This is a genomic window from Dietzia sp. CQ4 (genome assembly GCF_014145125.1).
GTDB classification, from domain to species: Bacteria; Actinomycetota; Actinomycetes; order Mycobacteriales; family Mycobacteriaceae; genus Dietzia; species Dietzia natronolimnaea.
In genome coordinates this window covers 1-19,784 of sequence record NZ_JAALDZ010000015.1, presented here as the reverse complement: position 1 = coordinate 19,784, position 19,784 = coordinate 1, and the positions used below count along the sequence as shown (strand labels likewise).

The following is a 19,784-nucleotide window of genomic DNA, read 5'->3' as shown; positions in this document are numbered from 1 at the left end:
GCCGGATGCGTGTGATCGGTCGATCGCGTGGGGACAGACTAGTCGGTGCGGTCCGTGGTGGTTCGCGCGGATGGGGCCGCGGCCCGGGACACCACGGCGTCGAGGATCCGGCTGGCCAGGAGATCTTTGCTCGCCCTGTCCACCGGCGTCTCCCCGCCCGCGGCGTCCAGGATCCACCCGCCGTTGACGTCCTGCCCGAAAGTGGTGCCGCGAGCGACCTCGTTGACGACGAGGAGGTCGCACCCCTTCCGGGCGAGCTTCGCCCGGCCGTGGTCGAGGACCGATCCCGAGGAGTCGCCGGTCTCGGCGGCGAACCCGACCAGGACGCAGTCCGCGGGGACGTCCCCGGACCCGCGGCCCGCGACGAGCTCGGCGAGGATGTCCGGATTGCGTTCCAACCGGATCTCGGCCGGTTCGGATCCGGTGCCCTTCTTGAGCTTGGAGGACGACACGTCCGTCGGGCGGAAGTCGGCCACCGCCGCGGCCTTGATGACCACGTCCGCCTCGGCCGCGGCGGCGAAGGTGGCGTCGCGTAGCTCGCGAGCGGAGTCGATGTGGATCGCCTCCACGGCCGCCGGCACCGGCAGGTCGGAGGAGGTGACGAGCGTGACCCTCGCTCCCCTCGCCGCCGCGACGGCGGCGATCGCGTGCCCCTGCTTCCCGGAACTGCGGTTGCCGAGGAACCGCACCGGATCGATCTCCTCGCGGGTACCACCGGACGTCACCACGACCCGCTTGCCGGCCAGGTCCCACGGGAGGCCGCCGCCGTCGAGCAGCAGTCTCGCGAGGCGCGCGATATCGGCCGGCTCGGGCAGGCGGCCGGCGCCGGTGTCGGCCCCGGTGAGTCTCCCGGATGCGGGCGGCATGACGTGCACGCCGTCGCCCCGGAGGGTGTCGACGTTGCGCCTCGTCGCCGGGTGCTCCCACATCTCGGTGTGCATCGCCGGCGCGAGCAGCACGGGGCACCGCGCGGTCAGAAGAGTGGAGGTGAGCAGGTCGTCCGCGCGCCCGGAGGCGACCCGCGCGAGCAGATCGGCCGTCGCGGGGGCGACCACGACGAGGTCCGCCCGCTGCCCGAGGGCGACGTGGCGGACCGACGGCACGTCCGAGAACACCCCGGTGGAGACCGGGTTCCCCGACAGTGCCTCGAAGGTGGCGGACCCGACGAACCGCAGGGCCGCCTCGGTGGGGACCACGTCGACGTGGCACCCGGACTCCGTGAGGAGCCTGATCAGGCCACAGGCCTTATAGGCGGCGATTCCGCCGCCGACCCCGACGACGACGCGCGTGCGCCGCACGTCGCCCCCGGAGTGGGTCACTCTCCCTCGGCGCAGTCGAGCAGGTCGGAATGGAGCTCGCGCAGCGCGATCGTCAGCGGCTTCTCATGCAGACCGGGGTCGACCAGGGGACCGACGTACTCGAGGATGCCCTCCTCGATCTGGTTGTAGTACGAGTTGATCTGCCGGGCGCGCTTGGCGGCGAAGATCACCAGGGCGTACTTGGAGGACGCCCGCTCGAGGAGCTCGTCGATCGGGGGGTTGGTGATGCCGATCGGGGTGTCGTACAACGGGGCTGCCGCTGCGGCTTCGATGGTGGCCACTATGGGTTCTCCTCTGGGTACAGCCTGGGTGGTGCTCTGGCCTGGGGTGGTGCTCTCGCGTCGGATTCGGCGTCAGTCTTGGCCGACCAGCAATGATACCAACTCGTCGACCGCGACCTCGAGTTCGTCGTTGACGACGACCTCGTCGAACTCCCCGCGGGCGTCCATCTCGACCTTCGCCGTCTCGAGCCTGCGGGTGACGACCTCGTGCGGTTCGGTACCCCGGCCGCGGAGACGGACCTCGAGTTCCTCCCACGACGGCGGGGACAGGAACACGGTACGTCCCTCGGGGATGGACTCACGGATCTGCCGGACGCCGGCGAGGTCGACCTCGATGAGGACCGGCCGGCCCTCCTCGAGGGCGCGGCGGACCGGGTCGGCCGGGGTGCCCGAGAGCTGGAGGCCCCGGTGGATCTCGGCCCACTCGAGCATCCGCCCCTGGTCGACGGCCTCGCGGAACTCCTCGGTGCTGACGAAGTGGTAGTCGCGCCCGTCGACCTCCCCGGGACGCGGGTCCCGGGTGGTCATGGAGACGCTGAAGTAGAGGTCCGGCACGCGGTCACGCAGCCGTGCCACGACGGTTGACTTGCCGACGGCGGAGGGGCCGGCCAAGACGATCAGCCGGCCCCTCTTCGCCGTCGCTTCCGGGGACGAGACCCCGGATGACGGTGTGTTCATGCGTCGATCAGTCGACCGTGAAGTCGAACCGCTCGAGCAGTGCGCGGCGCTGGCGGTCTCCGAGACCACGCAGGCGACGCGTCGGTGCGATCTCCAGCTCGGTCATGATCTCCTGAGCCTTGACCTTACCGACCTTGGGCAGGGCCTCGAGCAGCGCCGAGACCTTCATCTTGCCGAGGATCTCGTCGCTCTCGGCATCCTTGAGCACCTGCTTGAGGTCGGTGCCACCACGCTTCAGGCGCTCCTTGAGCTCAGCCCGGGCGCGACGGGCGGCAGCCGCCTTCTCCAGAGCAGCTGCACGCTGCTCATCGGTCAACTGGGGAAGGGCCACAATTCCTCCGTCTCGTTCGTGTGTGTCTCATGACTCACGCGGGTGTCCACCGTAGGACATCCACGTGTGGTGTGCGGTGACCGACCCCGGCGCGTCCGCGGGCTGCGGCTCGTGCCGGGAGCGGGCGCTCCCTCGTGCTCACCGTACCCGGGCGATTCCGCCCCCCTCGCGGGAGACCGGCACGGCGTCGGGCCTGATGACCTCAGCAACAGTACGCGGCCGAATGGCCTTGTCGTCGCGCGGGGCCCGGCGTGGCACCCCGCCTGAACTGCGGATTGACGTGTGAGGTGAGGAGAAGACTAACGCCGGTCGCGTGCTCCCGCGAACCGAACCGCCCTAAATGGGGCGACCGGGTCACGGCGTCTGCTCCCGGCGACGTGGCCCCTGTGACGCCAGCCGTCCCGTGTGACGCCAGCACTCCGCCGGGGTGCCGGACCCCTCAGGCGGACCCGACGAAACGGTAGGTACGGGCCAGATCGCGGACCACCGCACGCATCGCCCCGACGTCCGGGCCCGACCGCAGGACGTGCCGGGAGACGTTGACGAGGGTGTGGGCCAACGCGGGCCCGGCGATCCTCCGGACGTCCGCGAGCGTCCCCCCCTGCTCCCCCACTCCCGGCATGAGGACCGGGCCGCGGAGACCGTCCAGTCGGGGCGGGTCGGCGACCGTCGCGCCCACGACGACACCGAACGGGCCCGGCGTGCCGGGCCCCGATGCGGCGTTCCGGTGGCCCACCTCGTCCACGACCGACTGCGCGACCGTTCCGGAGGGGCCCGTGGCCGCCTGCAGGCCCCCCGCCTCAGGGTTGGAGGTGCGGGCCAACACGAACAGCCCGCGGTTGTTCGCCGATGCGGTGTCGAAGGCGGCCTCGAGCGAGCCCACCCCCAGGTACGGGGACACGGTCAGGGCGTCGCAGGCCAGTGGTGAGTCCGCGGCCAACCAGGCCCGGGCGTACCCGGCCATGGTGGATCCGATGTCCCCGCGCTTGGCGTCGGCGATCGACAGCGCTCCCGACTCGGCGATCGACGTCAGGACCTCCTCGAGGACCGCGAAGCCCGCGGAACCGTGCTCCTCGAAGAACGCCACCTGGGGCTTGACCGCCGGCACGAGATCCCCGAACGCCTCCAGGGACCGGCGGGAGAACTCGCGGACCCCGGCGGCGTCCACTCCCAGCCCCCAGGACTCGAGGAGCGCCGGGTGGGGATCGATCCCCACGCAGAGGTTCCCGCGTGCGGAGACGGCGGACCGCAGCCGCGCACCGAACGGGTCTCGGGGTGCGCCCCCGGTCATCGGGCGGCGAACCCGCTGTGCAACTCCTGGAGGGGGCTCACCGTGACGTCACCGCGCCGGATGGCCTCGATGCCGTGCACCGCCGCCGTCGCGCCCTGGACGGTGGTGATACACGGGACCCTCCGGGTGATAGCGGCCGAGCGAATCTCGTGCCCGTCGGCGCGGGTCCCCCCGGTGGACGAGGCGATGTTGAGGATCAGGTCGACCTCGTCGGCGTTGATCCGGTCGACGATCGTCCGGACCGGGTCGCCCTGCTCGTCGACCGGCCCTCCCCCGGCCTCGGTCAGCTTCGCCACGGTCTCGCACGCGATCCCGTAGCGCCGGAGCATGAGCGCGGTGCCCTCGGTGGCCAGGACCGTGAACCCGAGCGCGGCGAGGCGCTGTGCCGGGAACACCATGGACCGCTTGTCCCGGTTCGCGACCGAGACGAACACGGTCCCGGACGTCGGGAGGACGCCCTCGGCCGCGAGCTGGCCCTTGGCGAAGGCGACGGCGAAGTTGGGGCCGATGCCCATGACCTCACCGGTCGACTTCATCTCCGGGCTGAGCAGCGAGTCGACGGGGTTGCCCTCGGGGGTGCGGAAACGGTTGAACGGGAGGACCGCCTCCTTGACGGCGACCGGCGCGTCCGCCGGGAGCGAACCGCCGTCCCGGTCGGACGGGAGGAGCCCCTCGGCCTTGAGCTCGGCGATCGTCTCACCCATCATGATGCGGGCACACGCCTTGGCGAGGTGCACGCCGGTCGCCTTGGAGACGAACGGCACGGTGCGGCTGGCGCGGGGGTTCGCCTCGAGCACGTACAGGACGTCGTCCTTGATCGCGTACTGGACGTTCATCAGTCCCTTGACGCCGATGCCGAACGCCAGTGCCTCACTGGAGCGGCGGACGCGGTCGATGTCGTCCTGCCCCAGGGTGATGGGCGGGAGGGCGCACGCGGAGTCCCCGGAGTGGATGCCGGCCTCCTCGATGTGCTCCATGACGCCACCCAGGTAGACCTCGGTGCCGTCGCACAACACGTCGACGTCGATCTCGACCGCGTCGTCGAGGAAGCGGTCGACCAGGACCGGGCGGTCCGGGCTGATCTCGGTGGCGCGCTCGATGTACGACCGCAGCGACGACTCGTCGTACACGATCTCCATCCCCCGCCCGCCCAGCACGTACGAGGGTCGGACGAGCACGGGGTAGCCGATGCGCGCCGCGATCTCCGTGGCCTCCGTGGCGTTGATGGCCGTCCCGAACGCGGGTGCGGGCAGACCGGCCCTCACCAGGACCTCGCCGAACTCGCGCCGGTCCTCAGCGAGGTCGATGGCCGACGGGCTGGTCCCCACGATCGGGACGCCGGCCTCCTCCAGCTGTGCCGCCAGGCCGAGCGGGGTCTGGCCGCCGAGCTGGACGAGGACTCCAGCGACGGTTCCCGACCCGGACTCGGCGTGGTAGACCTCCATGACGTCCTCGAACGTCAGCGGCTCGAAGTACAGACGGTCCGCCGTATCGTAGTCGGTCGAGACGGTCTCCGGGTTGCAGTTGACCATCACGGTCTCGTACCCGGCCTCGGACAACGTGAGCGCGGCGTGGACGCACGAGTAGTCGAACTCGATGCCCTGCCCGATCCGGTTGGGTCCGGAGCCCAGGATGATGACCTTCTCGCGCTCCGTCTGGGCGGCGACCTCGGACTCGGCCGCGGGGTCGAGTTCGTAGGTCGAGTAGTGGTACGGGGTCTTGGCCTCGAACTCCGCGGCGCAGGTGTCGACGGTCTTGTAGACGGGCCGCACGCCGAGCCGGTGACGCAGACGCCGGACGCCCTCGGCGCCCGCGAACTCGGGCCGCAGAGCCGCGATCTGGGCGTCGGACAGGCCGTTGTGCTTCGCGCGGCGCAGCAGCGCCTCGTCGACCACCGGTGCGTCGACGATCTCCTGACGGAGCTCGACCAGCGCGGCGACCTCCTCGAGGAACCACGGGTCGATCCCGGAGGCCTCGTGGACCTGTTCGACGGTCGCGCCGAGGCGGAGCGCCAGCTCGACGTCGTACATCCGGCCCTCGGTCGGGCGCACGAGGTCCGCGAGGACGGCGTCGACGTCGGTCGACCGTCCGGGCGCGATCGTCTCGTCGGGCAGGGTCCAGAAGCCGGCCGCCTTGGTCTCCAGCGAGCGCATCACCTTGCCCAGCGCCTCGCGATAGTTGCGGCCCAGGCTCATCGCCTCGCCCACCGACTTCATGGTGGTGGTGAGCGTGTCGTCGGCACCCGGGAACTTCTCGAACGCGAAGCGGGGGGCCTTGACCACCACGTAGTCCAGGGTCGGTTCGAAGCACGCCGGGGTCTCGCCGGTGATGTCGTTGGTGATCTCGTCGAGCGAGTAGCCGATGGCGAGCCGGGCGGCGATCTTGGCGATGGGGAACCCGGTGGCCTTGGACGCCAGCGCCGAGGACCGTGAGACGCGTGGGTTCATCTCGATCACCACGAGGCGACCGTCGACGGGGTTGATGGCGAACTGGATGTTGCAACCGCCCGTGTCCACGCCGACTTCGCGGATGATCGCGATGCCGAGGTCGCGCATGTCCTGGTACTCGCGGTCCGTCAGTGTCATCGACGGGGCGACGGTGACCGAGTCGCCGGTGTGGACGCCCAGTGCGTCGACGTTCTCGATCGAGCACACCACCACGACGTTGTCCTTGTTGTCGCGCATGAGCTCCAGCTCATACTCCTTCCACCCGAGGATCGATTCCTCGATGAGGACGTTCGCGGTGGGCGAGGCGGACAGCCCGCCGCCGGCGATCCGCTCGAGGTCCTCGGTGGTGTAGGCCAGGCCGGAGCCGAGCCCGCCCATGGTGAACGACGGCCGGACCACGACGGGCAGACCCAGTTCGGAGACGGTCGCGTGGACCTCGTCCATGGTGTGGCAGACGGCGCTGCGTGCCGAGTCGCCGCCGACGCTGGCGACGATGTCCTTGAAGGTCTGACGGTCCTCACCGCGGTTGATCGCGGGGATGTCGGCGCCGATCAGCTCCACGCCGTGCTTGGTCAGGATCCCCTGCGCGTCGAGTTGCATGGCGGCGTTGAGCGCCGTCTGGCCGCCCAGCGTGGCGAGGACGGCGTCGACGGGGTGTCCGTCCGCCGCCTCCTTGACGAAGATCTTGTCGATGTACTCGGGTGTGATCGGCTCGACGTAGGTGCTGTCGGCGAACTCGGGGTCGGTCATGATCGTGGCCGGGTTGGAGTTGACCAGCGTCACGCGCAGTCCCTCGGCGCGGAGCACCCGGCACGCCTGGGTGCCGGAGTAGTCGAACTCACAGGCCTGACCGATGACGATCGGGCCGGAACCGATCACGAGGACGTGGTTGATGTCTGTGCGGCGGGGCATCAGTTCGAGCCCTTTCTGGAGTCTGCGGAACCGTTGTCGGCGGCGTCACCGGTTGCTGAGTCGAGCAGGCTGACGAAGCGGTCGAAGAGGTCGGCGGCGTCACGGGGACCCGCCGCGGCCTCGGGGTGGTACTGGACGGAGAAGGCGGAACCGTCGGTGAGGGCGACCCCCTCGACGGTCCCGTCGTTCGCGCACACGTGCGTGACGGTGGCGGTACCCCAGGGGGTCTCCCAGGTCTCGGTCTCCGGGGCGCGGAGCGCGAACCCGTGGTTCTGGGAGGTGATGGCGACCCTCCCGGTCGCCTTCTCGACCACCGGGATGTTGATCCCGCGGTGGCCGAACCTCATCTTGTAGGTCTCGAGCCCGAGCGCCCTGCCCAGGATCTGGTTGCCGAAGCAGATCCCGAAGAACGGGATCCCCTGGCTCAGGACCTCTTTGGTCAGGTGCACGGCGGCGTCGGCGGTGGCCGGGTCCCCGGGGCCGTTGGACAGGAACACCCCGTCCACGTCGAGGTCGAGCACGTCCTGCAGGGTCGCGTCCGACGGGAGCACGTGGACCCGCACGCCGCGTGCGGTGAGCATGCGGGGGGTGTTGGTCTTGATGCCCAGGTCGAGCGCCGCCACGGAATGGCGTGCCCGCCCCTCGGGCTCCACGACGTAGGCGGTGTCGGTCGAGACGGCCTCGGCCAGCGACGCCCCGGCCATGGGTTCCTGGGCCCGGACGGTCGCGAGCATCGACTCGTCGTCCACCAGGTCCTCACCCGAGAAGATGCCGGCCTTCATCGCCCCGAGATCCCGGATGTGGCGGACGACCGCCCGGGTGTCCACCCCGGCGATCCCCACGATGCCCTGGGCGAGCATCTCGTCCTCGAGCGTGCGCTCGGACCGGTGGTTGGAGGCGCGGCGTGACAGGTCCCGGATCACCAGACCCGACACCCAGATCCGACCGCCGCCGTTCCGGCCGTCGAGCAGCGACTCACCGTCCTCGTCGTTCCACCCGGTGTTGCCGATCTGCGGAGCGGTGCTGACGACGATCTGCCGGTGGTAGGACGGGTCGGTGAGGGTCTCCTGGTACCCCGACATCCCCGTGGTGAAGACGGCCTCCCCGAGGGTGGTCCCGGTCGCCCCGAACGCCGTGCCGCGGTGGATGCGGCCGTCCTCGAGGACGAGGGCGGCGGGCGCGCGGCCCCCCGGTGCGACGGTGGTTCCGTTGTGCGGTGTCACTTGTTCTCCTCGGTGGTGGAGCGGGGGGTGTCCGGCCGGGTGGGCGGTGCGGCGTCGCCGCGCAGGGCCTCCCAGCGGGGGTACGAGTCCTTGTCGTCGGCCCGGAAGCCGGAGTCGATCAGGGTGGGGCCGTCGTGGCCGTCGACCTGCCATCGGGCGACGAGGATCCCGCCGCCGGGCACGGTCTTGTTGGCGAGGGCGGAGGCGCGTCGCACGTCCACCAGGTCGGCGCGGGGGATCCACACCGTGGCGTCGGCGAGGTCGAGCCGGAGTCCACCGGTGAACGCGGTGAGGGTGGCGGCCGAGCGGTGGCCGAGCGGTGCCCGGGCGATCCTCGCTTGCCAGTCACCCGCCACGGTGCTGCCGATGTACACGCCGGTCAGCGGTCCCAGCACCACGTCACCGGTCTCGGCGGGAACCTCCGGCAGCGTGTCGAAGAGGCCGGCCTGGGAGCGGCTGCGATTTCGCCAGCCCCATGCCATCAACCCGAGCAGGCCGAGGAAGACGACGATCACGCCCACCAGGGTCCAGACGTCCTGTGTCATGCGAGTACCTCTCCGTCGCGGCTGGTCATGCGGCCCCGGTATACGGTGCCCACGACCCGGGCGGCGAACGTCATCCCCTCGTAGGGGGTGTTGGCGGACAGACTTGCGAGTTCCTCCCCGACGACGGTCCACGGGGAGTCGGGATCGACGACGGCGAGGTTGGCGGGCTCCCCGACCTCGATCGGGCGCCCCTGGTCGGTGAGACCGGCGATCTCGGCGGGCCGCGTGCTCATGACGCGGGCCAGATCGCGCCAGCTCATCTCCCCCGACTCGACCAGGAGGGCCGCCACGATGGGCAACGCCGTCTCCAACCCGAGCATGCCCGGGCGGGCGGCCGCGAACTCGCAGCACTTCTCCTGGGCGGCGTGGGGGGCGTGGTCGGTCGCGACGCAGTCGATCACCCCCGACACGAGCGCGTCACGCAGGGCGAGGGTGTCGTGGGCTTCGCGCAGTGGCGGGTTGACCCGGTAGACCCCGTCGTACGTCTCGAGCCTCGTGTCGTCGAGAAGCAGGTGGTGGGGGGTGACCTCCGCGGTGATCGAGATCCCCTGCGCCTTCGCCCACTTCAGCAGCTCGACCGTGCCCGTGGTGGAGGCGTGGCAGATGTGGACCCGCGCGCCGGCGTCCCGGGCCAGGATCGCGTCGCGCGCCACGATGGACTCCTCCGCCGAACGCGGCCAGCCGGTGAGTCCGAGGCGGGCGGCCGTGGGCCCCTCGTGCGCCACCGCACCCTTGGTCAGGCGTGGCTCCTCCGCGTGCTGTGCGATCAGCACACCGAGTCCCGCCGAGTACTCGAGGGCGCGGCGCATCACCAGCGGGTCGTAGACGCACATGCCGTCGTCGGAGAAGACCCTGACCCGGGCCTCGCCGGAGGCCATCTGACCCATCTCGGTGAGCTGTTCCCCCTTGAGTCCGACGGTGACCGCTCCCACCGGGTGGATGTCGCACAGGCCCACGGACCGGCCGATCCGCCACACGGAGTCGGTGACGGTCTGGTTGTCCTGCGGAGGCTGGGTGTTGGCCATGGCGAACACCGCGGTGTACCCGCCCCGCGCCGCCGCCGCCGACCCGGTGGCCACCGTCTCGGTGTCCTCCCGTCCGGGCTCGCGCAGGTGGGTGTGGAGGTCGACGAACCCGGGGAGCAGGACGGCGCCGGCCATGTCGTGGGTCTCGACGTCGTCAGGGAGATCCTCACCGGCGTCCGGTCCGATCGCGGCGACGAGCCCGTCCCTGACGAGCACGTCGACGGGGTCGCCCTCCCCGTAGGGCCGGACCCGGCGCAGCAGCAGGGTCGGGGGTTCGAGGGCGCTCACTCGGGGTTTCCTTCCGTTCCGACAAGGGTGTGGAGCAGGACCGACATGCGTACGTGGACGCCGTTGGTGACCTGCTGGAGAATCGCTGACGACGGGGCGTCGGCGGTGTCGAACCCGATCTCCATCCCCCGGACCATCGGTCCGGGGTGCAGGACGACCGCGTTCTCGGGCAACCGGGACGCACGGGCGGGCCCCAGGCCGTACCGCACCGCGTACTCGCGGGCGGACGGGAAGAACCCTCCGTTCATCCGCTCGGCCTGGACCCGCAGCATCATCACCGCGTCCGCGCCGGGCAGTTCGGCGTCGAGGTCGGTCGAGGCCCGGACCGGCCAGTCCCCGACCCCCACCGGCAGCAGGGTGGGTGGCGCGACCAACACGACCTCGGCACCGAGGGTCGACAGCAGCAGCGCGTTCGACCGGGCCACCCGCGAGTGCAGGATGTCGCCGACGATCACCACCCGGCGGCCCTCGATCCCCCCCAGTCGTTCGCGGATGGTCATCGCGTCCAGCAACGCCTGGGTCGGGTGCTCGTGCATGCCGTCACCGGCGTTGATGACCGAGGGCCCGACACCGCCGGGGGCGACCCAGCCGGCGATCTGGAGGGCGGACCCCGAAGCCGGATGACGCACGATGAGCGCGTCCGCACCGACCGCGGTCAGTGTCATGGCCGTGTCCCGCAGCGACTCCCCCTTCTGCACCGAGGAAGCGCTCGCGGAGACGTTGATGACGTCGGCACTCATCCACTTGCCGGCGGTCTCGAAGGAGACCCTCGTGCGCGTGGAGTTCTCGTAGAACACCGTCAGGACGGTCTTGCCCCGGAGGGTGGGCAGCTTGCGGACCTCGCGCCCGAGGAGCGTCTCCTTGAGACGGCCGGCCTCGTCCAGGATCGACAGCGCCGCGTCGCGGTCCAGATCGGCGGCGGAGAGCAGATGCTTCACCTGGCGTCCTCCGGTGTCGGCCGCGGCCGTCTGAGGACCACAGCGTCGACGTCGTCCGTCTCCGTGAGCCGCACCGAGACGCCCTCCTCGCGCGAGGTGGGGACGTTCTTCCCGACGTAGTCCGCGCGGATCGGGAGTTCGCGGTGCCCGCGGTCGACCAGGACGGCGAGCTGGACGCGGGCGGGCCTGCCGAGGTCCCGCAGCGCGTCGAATGCCGCCCGGATGGTCCGCCCGGAGAAGAGGACGTCGTCGACCAGGATGACGGTCGCTCCGTCGATGCCCTCGGCCGGGACCGTGGTCGGGCTCATCGGGCGGTGGGGGCCACCGGCGAGGTCGTCGCGGTACAGGGTCACATCGAGTGAACCGGCGTGTACGGCGGCTCCGCTGAACTCCCTGATGCGCTCGGCCAGACGGTGCGCGAGCGGCACACCACGGGTGGGGATGCCGAGCAGGACGACCGGACCCGAATCCGGTGCGTCCGCGGCCGTGCGTTCGATGATCTGGTGTGCCAGGCGGGATATCGTCCTGGCGACGTCGTCAGACGTGAAGAGTGAAACCGAGGTCGTCTCCGGACCGTCAGCGCTCACCGATCACCACCTCCTTGTCCGCCTCGCTGGACGGCTCGTTAAAGGGATAGCTTTCGGACCGAACTCTATCAGTCCTCGGTTCCGGTCTCCGACGGGTCGGGGGTGGCCTCCGACACGTCTGCGGCCGGCGCCGGGTCCAGCGAGGACACCGCGCGCTCGGCCGCCCGGATGTGCTCGGCGAGCCCGGCGATGCGGTCGAGGACGGCGTTGACGTAGGGCACCGACTTCTCGGCGGACAGGTCGGCGACCAGCAGCACCGACTGGTCGATCACGATGGCCGAGTCCACGTCCTCGGTGCCGAACAACAGCTCCCACGCCCCGGCGCGCAGCACCGCACGGTCCACTGCCGGGAGGCGATCGAGCGTCCATTCCCGCAGGTGCTCGGCGATCATGGTGTCGAGACGGTCCAACCGCTCCGCCACGCCCGTGACGATGTCCATGGTGTACGAGGCGACGTCGTGGAATTCCTGCGACTGCTCGCCCATCCGGCGGCGTTCCTCGGCGAGCGCCACCACGTCGGCGTCCCGGAGCTCCGCCTCGAACAGCAGGGCCACCGCGCGCTTGCGGGCCCGGAACCTCGATCCCCGGCGCCGGTGTTCTGCGTCATCCGCCATGGTCAGGCGTTCACCCGGCTGAGGTAACGGCCGTCGCGGGTGTCGATCCGCAGCTTGTCGCCCGTGTTGATGAACAGCGGCACGTGGACCTCGGCGCCGGTCTCGAGGGTGGCGGGCTTGGTGCCGCCGGTCGACCGGTCCCCCTGCAGGCCCGGGTCGGTGTGCTGGACCACCAGGTCGACGGCGACGGGCATCTCGGCGAAGAGCGCCACGCCCTCGTGCATCGACACCTGGACGCTGGTGTTCTCGAGGAGGAACCGGGCACCGTCCCCCATCACGGTGGGCGAGACGTTGATCTGCTCGAAGTCCTTCTCGTCCATGAGGACGTAGTCCTCACCGTCGCGGTAGAGGAAGGTCATGTCGCGGCGGTCCACCGTGGCGGTCTCCACCTTGACCCCGGCGTTGTAGGTCTTGTCGACGATCTTGCCGGAGACCACGTTCTTGATCTTGGTGCGGACGAAGGCGGGACCCTTACCCGGCTTGACGTGCTGGAACTCCTGGATCTGCCACAGGTTGCCCTCCTCCTTGAGGACGAGGCCGTTCTTGAAGTCGGCGGTGGACGCCATGGTCGTTCTCCTTCGCGAGTCGTCGGCGGGCGGCCGGGGACCGGCGCCGCGCGCATGTTCTGTGGGACGGCTGCTCAGAGCACGCTGAGCGCCGTCGACGTGGTGGTCAGGGACCTACCGCCCCCGCCGGTGACGGCCACGGTGTCCTCGATTCGGATCCCTCCGAGGCCGGGGAGGTAGATCCCCGGCTCGATGGTGATCACATCGCCGTCGGACAGTGTACTCGCGGACCTGCTCGACACCGCGGGCGCTTCATGGACGTCCAACCCCACCCCGTGTCCCAGCGAGTGGCCGAAGTACCCGTCGAACCCGGCGTCGGCGATGATGCCCCGACTCACCGCGTCGAGCTCCGAGCAGGCCAGTCCCGCCCGGACCGCCGCCACCCCGGCGAGCTGGGCGCGTCTGACGACCTCGTAGGCGTCGAGGAGTCGGTCGGCAGCGCCGCCCAGGGCGACGGTGCGGGTGCAGTCGGACGCGTATCCCGACACCGTCGCTCCGAAGTCCACCACGACGAGATCACCGGCGGCGAGCAGCCTGTCCCCCGGGACATGGTGCGGGTGCGCACCGTTGGGGCCCGAGGCGACGATGGTGTCGAACGCCACCCCGTCGGAGCCGGCCCGTCGCATCGCGTGTTCGAGATCCGCGGCGACCTCCCGCTCGCTGCGGTTCACGGCGAGCAGGCCGTGGGCCAGCAGATGGTTCCATGACTCGTCCACGACCCGGCAGGCACGCTCGATGAGTCCGATCTCGACCGGGTCCTTCGCCCGCCTGACCTGCTCCACGAGCCCGCTGGTCTCGACGACCTGTGTCCCGGCGGCCCCGATCTTCTCGAGAACACCGCGCAGGGCGGACGCCGCGGACAGGGTCAGGTCGTCCGCCTCCACCGCGAGCGGGGCGTCCGCGGGACCCCGGCGACGTCCGAGCACCCCGGCGACGTAGTCCCGCGAGATCACGTGCCCGACATCAGGGGCCTGCTCGACAACCTGGAGCTCGTACCGCGAGTCCGTGCACAGGACCGCCTCGCCGTCGTCCTCCACGAGGACGGCCCCACCGGATCCGCGGAACCCGGTGAGGTAGGCGATGTTCCGTGGGTCGGTGACCAGGAGCGCACCGGCTCCCGCCTCGGCGGTCGCGGAGGCGACCGCACGTCGACGGGCCGCCAGGCGGTCGTTCACAGCAGGACCCCGCCGCCGCTGGGCTTGTTCCCCTCGGAGATCGCGGCGTAGGCCGCCGTCATCAGGGACGGGTCGGGGGCCTCCATGCGCGCCGGCCGGGCCAGTCCGTCGAGGACCACCAACCGGAGGAAGCCGGAGTGGTTCTTCTTGTCCCCCGCCATCAGCTCGAGCAACCGCGGGAACGCGTCGTCGTGGTATCCGGTGGGTAGGCCGAGAGAGGACAGGATCGACGCGTGACGGTCGGCCGTCGCGTCGTCCAGACGACCGGCCAGGCGGGCCAGCTCGGCCACGAAGCACATCCCCACGCTCACGGCCGCCCCGTGCCGCCAGCGGTACTGCTCACGCCGCTCGACCGCGTGGCCGAGGGTGTGTCCGTAGTTGAGGTTCTCCCGGGGACCGGACTCCCTGAGGTCCCGGCCCACCACGTCGGCCTTGACCTGGATGCTCCGGCGGATGAGCTCGAAGATCGTCTCCCCTGTCGGGTCGAGCGCCGCCTGCGGGTCGGCCTCGATGAGATCGAGGATCGCGGGGTCGGCGATGAAGCCGCACTTGACCACCTCCGCCATCCCGGAGATCAGCTCGTTGCGCGGAACCGATTCGAGTGTCGCGGTGTCGACGAAGACGGCGGCCGGCTCGTGGAAGCTGCCCACCAGGTTCTTGCCCGCGTCGGTGTTGATCCCGGTCTTACCACCGACGGCGGCGTCCACCATCGCGAGCAGCGTGGTGGGGATGTGGATCACGCGGACCCCGCGCATCCAGGTGGCGGCCACGAAGCCGGCGAGGTCCGTCGCCGCCCCGCCGCCCAGGCTCACCACGGTGTCCTTGCGGCCCAACCCGATCTTGCCGAGGACGTCCCAGCAGTACCCCGCCACTGCCAGATCCTTGCCGGCCTCGGCGTCGGGGATCTCCACGCGGTGCGCGTTGACGCCGGCCTCGGCGAGCTGCTCGCGCAGGGCCTCGGCGGTCTGGGTCAACGGAGGCTGGTGGAAGATCGCCAGGTTGCGCGACGTCGAACACGCCTCGAGGATCTCCGGCAGCAGTCCACGGCCGATCACCACCGGGTACGGATCGGCGGACCGCACCTCCACCACCACGGGGTCGGTGTCGTTCCGGTCTCGGTTCATGATGGACTCCCGCTCATCGCTCGACTACTCACGCTCGTACCCGTCTCTCGCCCGACTCACGATCGGTCCCCTGTGCCCCGGGCGTGCGGGTCACCGGACTCGAGCCTGTCGACGATCTCCGTCACCACCTTGCCCGAACTCCGGCGTTCCGTGCTCACCGTCGACCACGCCACCTCGCGGTACAGCGGTGACCGCTCGGTCAGCAACGCCTGGTAGCGCGCCGTCGCGTCCCCGCCCGCGAGGAGAGGACGGCCCGGACCGCGCGACCGCCGAACACCCTCGGCCACCCCGATCGTCAGATGGATCACGCGGTGACCACGGAGCCGTGCGCGGGTGGTGGCCGAGAGCACCGCCCCGCCCCCCAGCGACAGGACACCGTCGAAGGACGCGAGCGCCTCCCCCACGACCTTCTCCTCGATCGCGCGGAACGCGGGTTCACCGTCGTCCGCGAAGATCTCGGGGATCGACCGCCTTTCGGACTCCTCGATCATCTGATCGGCGTCACGGAACGGCACGTCGAGCCTCCGGGCGAGCTTGCGTCCGATCGTCGTCTTGCCGGCACCCGGCGGACCCACCAGGACGGCGACCGGCCGTGCCGGGTCGCTCATGCCGGATCCGAGTCCCAGTCCAGTCTCGCCGCCACGGCGTCGAGGTAGCCCTGCGCGTTGCGTCGGGTCTCCGACACCGAGTCCCCGCCGAACTTCTGCAGGACGGACCGTGCCAGGACCAGCGCGACCATCGATTCCGCGACCACTCCGGCAGCGGGGACCGCGCACACGTCGGAGCGCTGGTGGATGGCGGTGGCGCCCGACCCGTCGGCCATGTCGACCGTGCTCAGCGCGCGGGGGACGGTGGAGATGGGCTTCATGGCGGCGCGGACCCGGAGGGGCTGACCGTTGGTCATCCCCCCTTCGAGTCCACCGGCACGGTTGCTCCGACGTCCCACTCCGTCCGCTCCGCGCACCATCTCGTCGTGCGCCACGCTTCCCCGTCGACGGGCGGTCTCGAAACCGTCGCCGACCTCGACCCCCTTGATCGCCTGGATCCCCATGAGGGCCCCCGCCAGTTGGGCGTCGAGGCGCTCCTCGCCGGACACGTGCGAACCGAGTCCGATGGGCAGACCGTGGACCACCACCTCGACCACGCCTCCGAGCGTGTCGCCGGCCTTCTTGGCGGCCTCGATCTCGGCGATCATCAGGTCCCCGCTCGCCGCGTCGAACGCGCGCACGGGACTGTCGTCGATGGCCGGCAGGTCGGCGAACGTGGGCTCGGGTCCGGTGTAGGGCTCGGAGGCGCCGATCGAGATCACGTGCGAGAGGACCTCGACACCCAGGACCTCACGCAGCAGCGCGCGGGCGACCGTCCCGGCGGCGACCCTGGCAGCGGTCTCGCGGGCGCTCGCGCGCTCCAGGACCATCCGGGCGTCGTCGAAGTCGTACTTCAACATGCCGGCGAAGTCGGCGTGGCCCGGGCGCGGTCGGGTGAGCGCGGCCGCGCGGGCCTTGTCCTCGATCGCGTCGGGCTCGACGGGATCCGCCGACATGATCTGTTCCCACTTGGGCCACTCGGTGTTACCGACCTCGATCGCGATGGGCGAGCCCATGGTGCGACCGTGCCGGACGCCCGCGAGCACCCTCACCGCGTCGGCCTCGAACTTCATCCGGGCGCCGCGGCCGTAGCCCAGGCGGCGGCGGGCGAGCTGCGAGGCGATCTGCTCGCTCGTCACCTCGACCCCCGCGATGACGCCCTCGACGATCGTCACTAGGGCCTGGCCATGCGATTCTCCGGCGGTGGTCCACTTCAGCACGCCGCCGATCATCCCACGTCCGGGTCTCACCCGGCACATCAGGCCCGCGGCGCCGCCGAGGTCCGGGTCCGCGAGGCGACGGAGGCCTGGTGTGGCGTGGTGCCGGTGAGGCGCCGGAACGCGTGGATGAAGCTCGACGCCTCGGCGTATCCCAGGCGGATCGCGACGTCCTCGACCGAGAGCAGACCGGTGGCCAGCATCCGCTCCGCCAACTCGACCCGGACGTCGCCCAGCAGGCGCTGGTACGAGGTGCCCTCGTCCGCCAGCCGCCTCCGCAGCGTCCGGGGACTCATCCCCAGTGCGGCCGCCACGGAGGGCATGGGTGCCCCCTGGGAGAGACTCCCGGTGATCTCGACGCGGACACGGCTGCTCACCGGCCCGCGGGTCCGGCGGGTGGCGGCGAGGTCCCGGCAGAGCGCCTCGGCCATGGCCACCGCCCCGGCACTGCCCTGCGGGAGGGGTCGGTCGAGGTGGACGGCGTCGAAGACCGCCGTGACCCCGTCGCCACCACCGGGCGATGACGGCACCGTGCCCAGCCGCTCGCCGTAGGCGGCGAGGGTCTCGTCGGTGCGCCCACCGGCGAACGTGACCTCGGTGAAGGGCAGGCCGCCGGGGACGAGGTCCCGGAGAACGGAGTCGATCGCGAAGAGATCCCGATCCACGAGGAACTCGCGGACGTCCTCCGGGAGGGCGGCTCCCCCCAGCCGGACGACGATCCGGTCGCCGGTCGCCTCCACACCGAACGCGCTGAAGATGTAGCTCAGATCGATGAAGCGCAGTGTCATGGCGATCACGTCGCGGAGGGTGGGGCTGGACAACAGGGCGTATCCGAGGATCCCGAAGGTCGTCAACCGATAGGCGGCCCCGACTTCCGCGGCGAGCGCGGGGCGGTCACCCGCGGCGGCGCACAGGTTGCGGATCGCGGCGAGCTCCTGCGCCGGGGCCACCAGCAGATCGGGGGTCGCGAGCTCGGCGGGACTGAGACCGACCCCGCGCAGGATGGTCCCCGCCTCCACGCCGAGTGCGCCCCCGGCCTCGACGAGCACACCGATCCCGGTGGCAGAACGCGGGAAGTCCCAGTGCGCTACCGCGGGGCGGTCCCAGGAGGTCATGGCCGGAATTATGGGTTATTCGTCCGGGAAAGTCTGTGGCCACGCCGGGCCGACCCCATACGGTCGCACCATGACTTCCTCCGCCTCACCCACGAACAGCACCCGACGGCGCCCGCGCGTCCTCATCATCGGCGCCGGATTCGGTGGCCTCGGCGCCGCCTACGAACTCACCCGAGACGACCTCGCGGACGTGACGATCCTGGAGAAGGCCGACGACGTGGGCGGGGTGTGGCGGGACAACACCTACCCGGGAGCGGCCTGTGACGTGCCGTCGAACCTGTACTCGTACTCGTTCCACCGCAAGACGGACTGGGGCCGCCGCTACGCCGAGCAGCCGGACATCCTGTCCTACATCCGCGAGACGGCGGACCGGTACGGCCTACGGGACAAGGTGCGCACGGGGATCGAGGTGACCTCGGCCACCTTCGACGAGGACACCGCCACGTGGACGGTGCTCACCGCCTCCGGCGAGTCGTTCGAGGCTGACGTGCTGGTCCCCGCGATCGGCCAGCTGTCCAGGCCGGCCTACCCGAACATCCCCGGGTTGGACTCCTTCGCGGGCCCCTCGTTCCACTCCGCCCGGTGGCGGCACGATGTGGATCTCACCGGCAAGCGGGTCGCGGTGCTCGGTACCGGAGCCTCGGCGATCCAGTTCGTCCCCCGGATCCGTGAGGCCGCGTCCCACGTGACGGTCTACCAGCGCTCGGCGCCGTGGGTGGTTCCCAAGCCCGACCGGGCCTACACCGACGCGCACCACACCGCGTTCGCCCGTGTCCCCGGCCTCGTCCCCGCGATGCGCGGGGCGATCTGGGAGACCACGGAGGCCATCGGCCTGGCCCTGACCTCCGCTCGTCCACTGGCGCGGATCCTCAGCGGGCTGGCCAAGGCCAACCTCAGGCTGACCGTCCGGGACCCGGAGTTGCGCGCCGCACTCACCCCCACGGAACCGATCGGGTGCAAACGGATGCTGTTCAGCAACGAGTGGTACCGCGCGCTCGCCCAGCCGGACGTCGACGTGGTGACCGACGGCGTCGCCGAGGTCGTCCCCGACGGGATCGTCACATCCGACGGACGTCTGCACCCCGCCGACGTCATCGTCTACGGCACCGGCTTCAAGGCCACCGAGTTCCTCGCGCCCATCACCGTGCGGGGGCGCGGGGGCCGGGATCTGCACGAGCAGTGGCGCGAGGGCGCACGGGCGTACCTCGGGATGGCCGTCCCGGGCTTTCCCAACATGTTCCTGGTCTACGGCCCCAACACCAACCTCGGCAGCAGCTCGATCATCCTCATGATGGAACAGCAGGCCCGGTACATCCGTCAGATCGTCGAGGATCTGGCCCGGGCTGAGCGGCCCGTGGCACTCGAGGTGCGACGTGAGGTCGACGACGCCTACGACGCCGAGATCCTGCGACGCCTCGACGACTCGGTCTGGAGCGGGTGCGACTCCTGGTACAGGGTGGACTCCGGAAGGGTCACCACCAACTGGCCCGGGTTGGTCCACGAGTACCAGCGCCGGACCCG

General features: G+C 70.9%; 19 protein-coding genes. 1 reads left to right on the top strand and 18 read right to left on the bottom strand.

Annotated features, from left to right (window positions below; genetic code table 11):
* Nucleotides 1-38: 38 nt before the first annotated feature.
* From coaBC to G6031_RS00885, 18 genes are all read right to left on the bottom strand, one after another.
* A complete protein-coding gene (gene coaBC, locus G6031_RS00970) occupies nt 39-1,319 on the bottom strand; it encodes a bifunctional phosphopantothenoylcysteine decarboxylase/phosphopantothenate--cysteine ligase CoaBC (RefSeq protein ID WP_182652138.1) in 1,281 nt (426 codons plus the stop codon).
* Nucleotides 1,316-1,600 carry a DNA-directed RNA polymerase subunit omega gene (gene rpoZ / locus G6031_RS00965; RefSeq protein ID WP_107747549.1) on the bottom strand — a complete coding sequence of 95 codons (285 nt, stop codon included), beginning with the start codon at nt 1,598-1,600 and terminating at the stop codon, nt 1,316-1,318. Before rpoZ ends, coaBC begins: the two co-directional genes overlap by 4 nt.
* A gap of 72 nt (nt 1,601-1,672) precedes the next feature.
* Nucleotides 1,673-2,278 carry a guanylate kinase gene (gene gmk, locus G6031_RS00960; RefSeq protein ID WP_182644420.1) on the bottom strand — a complete coding sequence of 202 codons (606 nt, stop codon included), beginning with the start codon at nt 2,276-2,278 and terminating at the stop codon, nt 1,673-1,675.
* A gap of 7 nt (nt 2,279-2,285) precedes the next feature.
* Nucleotides 2,286-2,609: an integration host factor, actinobacterial type gene (gene mihF, locus G6031_RS00955; RefSeq protein ID WP_007631925.1), complete on the bottom strand. Its 324-nt coding sequence runs from the start codon at nt 2,607-2,609 to the stop codon at nt 2,286-2,288.
* Nucleotides 2,610-3,048: 439 nt separating this feature from the next.
* Complete coding sequence (gene pyrF / locus G6031_RS00950; RefSeq protein ID WP_182609395.1) at nt 3,049-3,900, bottom strand: orotidine-5'-phosphate decarboxylase; 852 nt, start codon at nt 3,898-3,900, stop codon at nt 3,049-3,051.
* Entirely contained in the window at nt 3,897-7,259 is a 3,363-nt protein-coding gene (carB, locus tag G6031_RS00945) for a carbamoyl-phosphate synthase large subunit (RefSeq protein WP_182638956.1), read from the bottom strand. Before carB ends, pyrF begins: the two co-directional genes overlap by 4 nt.
* Nucleotides 7,259-8,482: a glutamine-hydrolyzing carbamoyl-phosphate synthase small subunit gene (gene carA / locus G6031_RS00940; protein WP_182638955.1), complete on the bottom strand. Its 1,224-nt coding sequence runs from the start codon at nt 8,480-8,482 to the stop codon at nt 7,259-7,261. Before carA ends, carB begins: the two co-directional genes overlap by 1 nt.
* Nucleotides 8,479-9,027, bottom strand: a complete 549-nt coding sequence (locus G6031_RS00935) for a hypothetical protein (protein WP_182609398.1) — start codon at nt 9,025-9,027, stop codon at nt 8,479-8,481. Before G6031_RS00935 ends, carA begins: the two co-directional genes overlap by 4 nt.
* On the bottom strand, nt 9,024-10,340 hold the full coding sequence (locus G6031_RS00930) for a dihydroorotase (RefSeq protein ID WP_182652137.1): 1,317 nt from the start codon (nt 10,338-10,340) through the stop codon (nt 9,024-9,026). Before G6031_RS00930 ends, G6031_RS00935 begins: the two co-directional genes overlap by 4 nt.
* Nucleotides 10,337-11,278 carry an aspartate carbamoyltransferase catalytic subunit gene (locus G6031_RS00925; protein WP_179525353.1) on the bottom strand — a complete coding sequence of 314 codons (942 nt, stop codon included), beginning with the start codon at nt 11,276-11,278 and terminating at the stop codon, nt 10,337-10,339. The genes G6031_RS00930 and G6031_RS00925 overlap by 4 nt, the downstream gene beginning before the upstream one ends.
* A complete protein-coding gene (gene pyrR, locus G6031_RS00920; protein ID WP_182644418.1) occupies nt 11,275-11,865 on the bottom strand; it encodes a bifunctional pyr operon transcriptional regulator/uracil phosphoribosyltransferase PyrR in 591 nt (196 codons plus the stop codon). Before pyrR ends, G6031_RS00925 begins: the two co-directional genes overlap by 4 nt.
* A 68-nt stretch (nt 11,866-11,933) precedes the next feature.
* Nucleotides 11,934-12,479: a transcription antitermination factor NusB gene (gene nusB, locus G6031_RS00915; protein ID WP_182652136.1), complete on the bottom strand. Its 546-nt coding sequence runs from the start codon at nt 12,477-12,479 to the stop codon at nt 11,934-11,936.
* A gap of 2 nt (nt 12,480-12,481) precedes the next feature.
* Nucleotides 12,482-13,045, bottom strand: a complete 564-nt coding sequence (gene efp, locus G6031_RS00910) for an elongation factor P (protein WP_182610780.1) — start codon at nt 13,043-13,045, stop codon at nt 12,482-12,484.
* A 74-nt stretch (nt 13,046-13,119) separates the two neighbouring features.
* On the bottom strand, nt 13,120-14,220 hold the full coding sequence (locus G6031_RS00905; protein ID WP_179525357.1) for an aminopeptidase P family protein: 1,101 nt from the start codon (nt 14,218-14,220) through the stop codon (nt 13,120-13,122).
* Complete coding sequence (aroB, locus tag G6031_RS00900) at nt 14,217-15,344, bottom strand: 3-dehydroquinate synthase (RefSeq protein ID WP_182652135.1); 1,128 nt, start codon at nt 15,342-15,344, stop codon at nt 14,217-14,219. The genes G6031_RS00905 and aroB overlap by 4 nt, the downstream gene beginning before the upstream one ends.
* A gap of 56 nt (nt 15,345-15,400) precedes the next feature.
* Complete coding sequence (locus tag G6031_RS00895) at nt 15,401-15,952, bottom strand: shikimate kinase (RefSeq protein WP_182652134.1); 552 nt, start codon at nt 15,950-15,952, stop codon at nt 15,401-15,403.
* Nucleotides 15,949-17,151, bottom strand: a complete 1,203-nt coding sequence (aroC, locus tag G6031_RS00890; RefSeq protein ID WP_179526244.1) for a chorismate synthase — start codon at nt 17,149-17,151, stop codon at nt 15,949-15,951. Before aroC ends, G6031_RS00895 begins: the two co-directional genes overlap by 4 nt.
* 38 nt (nt 17,152-17,189) lie before the next feature.
* Nucleotides 17,190-18,263, bottom strand: coding sequence for an AraC family transcriptional regulator (locus tag G6031_RS00885; RefSeq protein WP_182652133.1), 1,074 nt, complete (start codon nt 18,261-18,263; stop codon nt 17,190-17,192).
* Nucleotides 18,264-18,333: 70 nt separating this feature from the next.
* Here G6031_RS00885 and G6031_RS00880 point away from each other — a divergent pair.
* Nucleotides 18,334-19,784, top strand: a 1,451-nt coding sequence (locus G6031_RS00880) for an NAD(P)/FAD-dependent oxidoreductase (RefSeq protein WP_182652132.1), incomplete at its 3' end; no start/stop codon positions are given.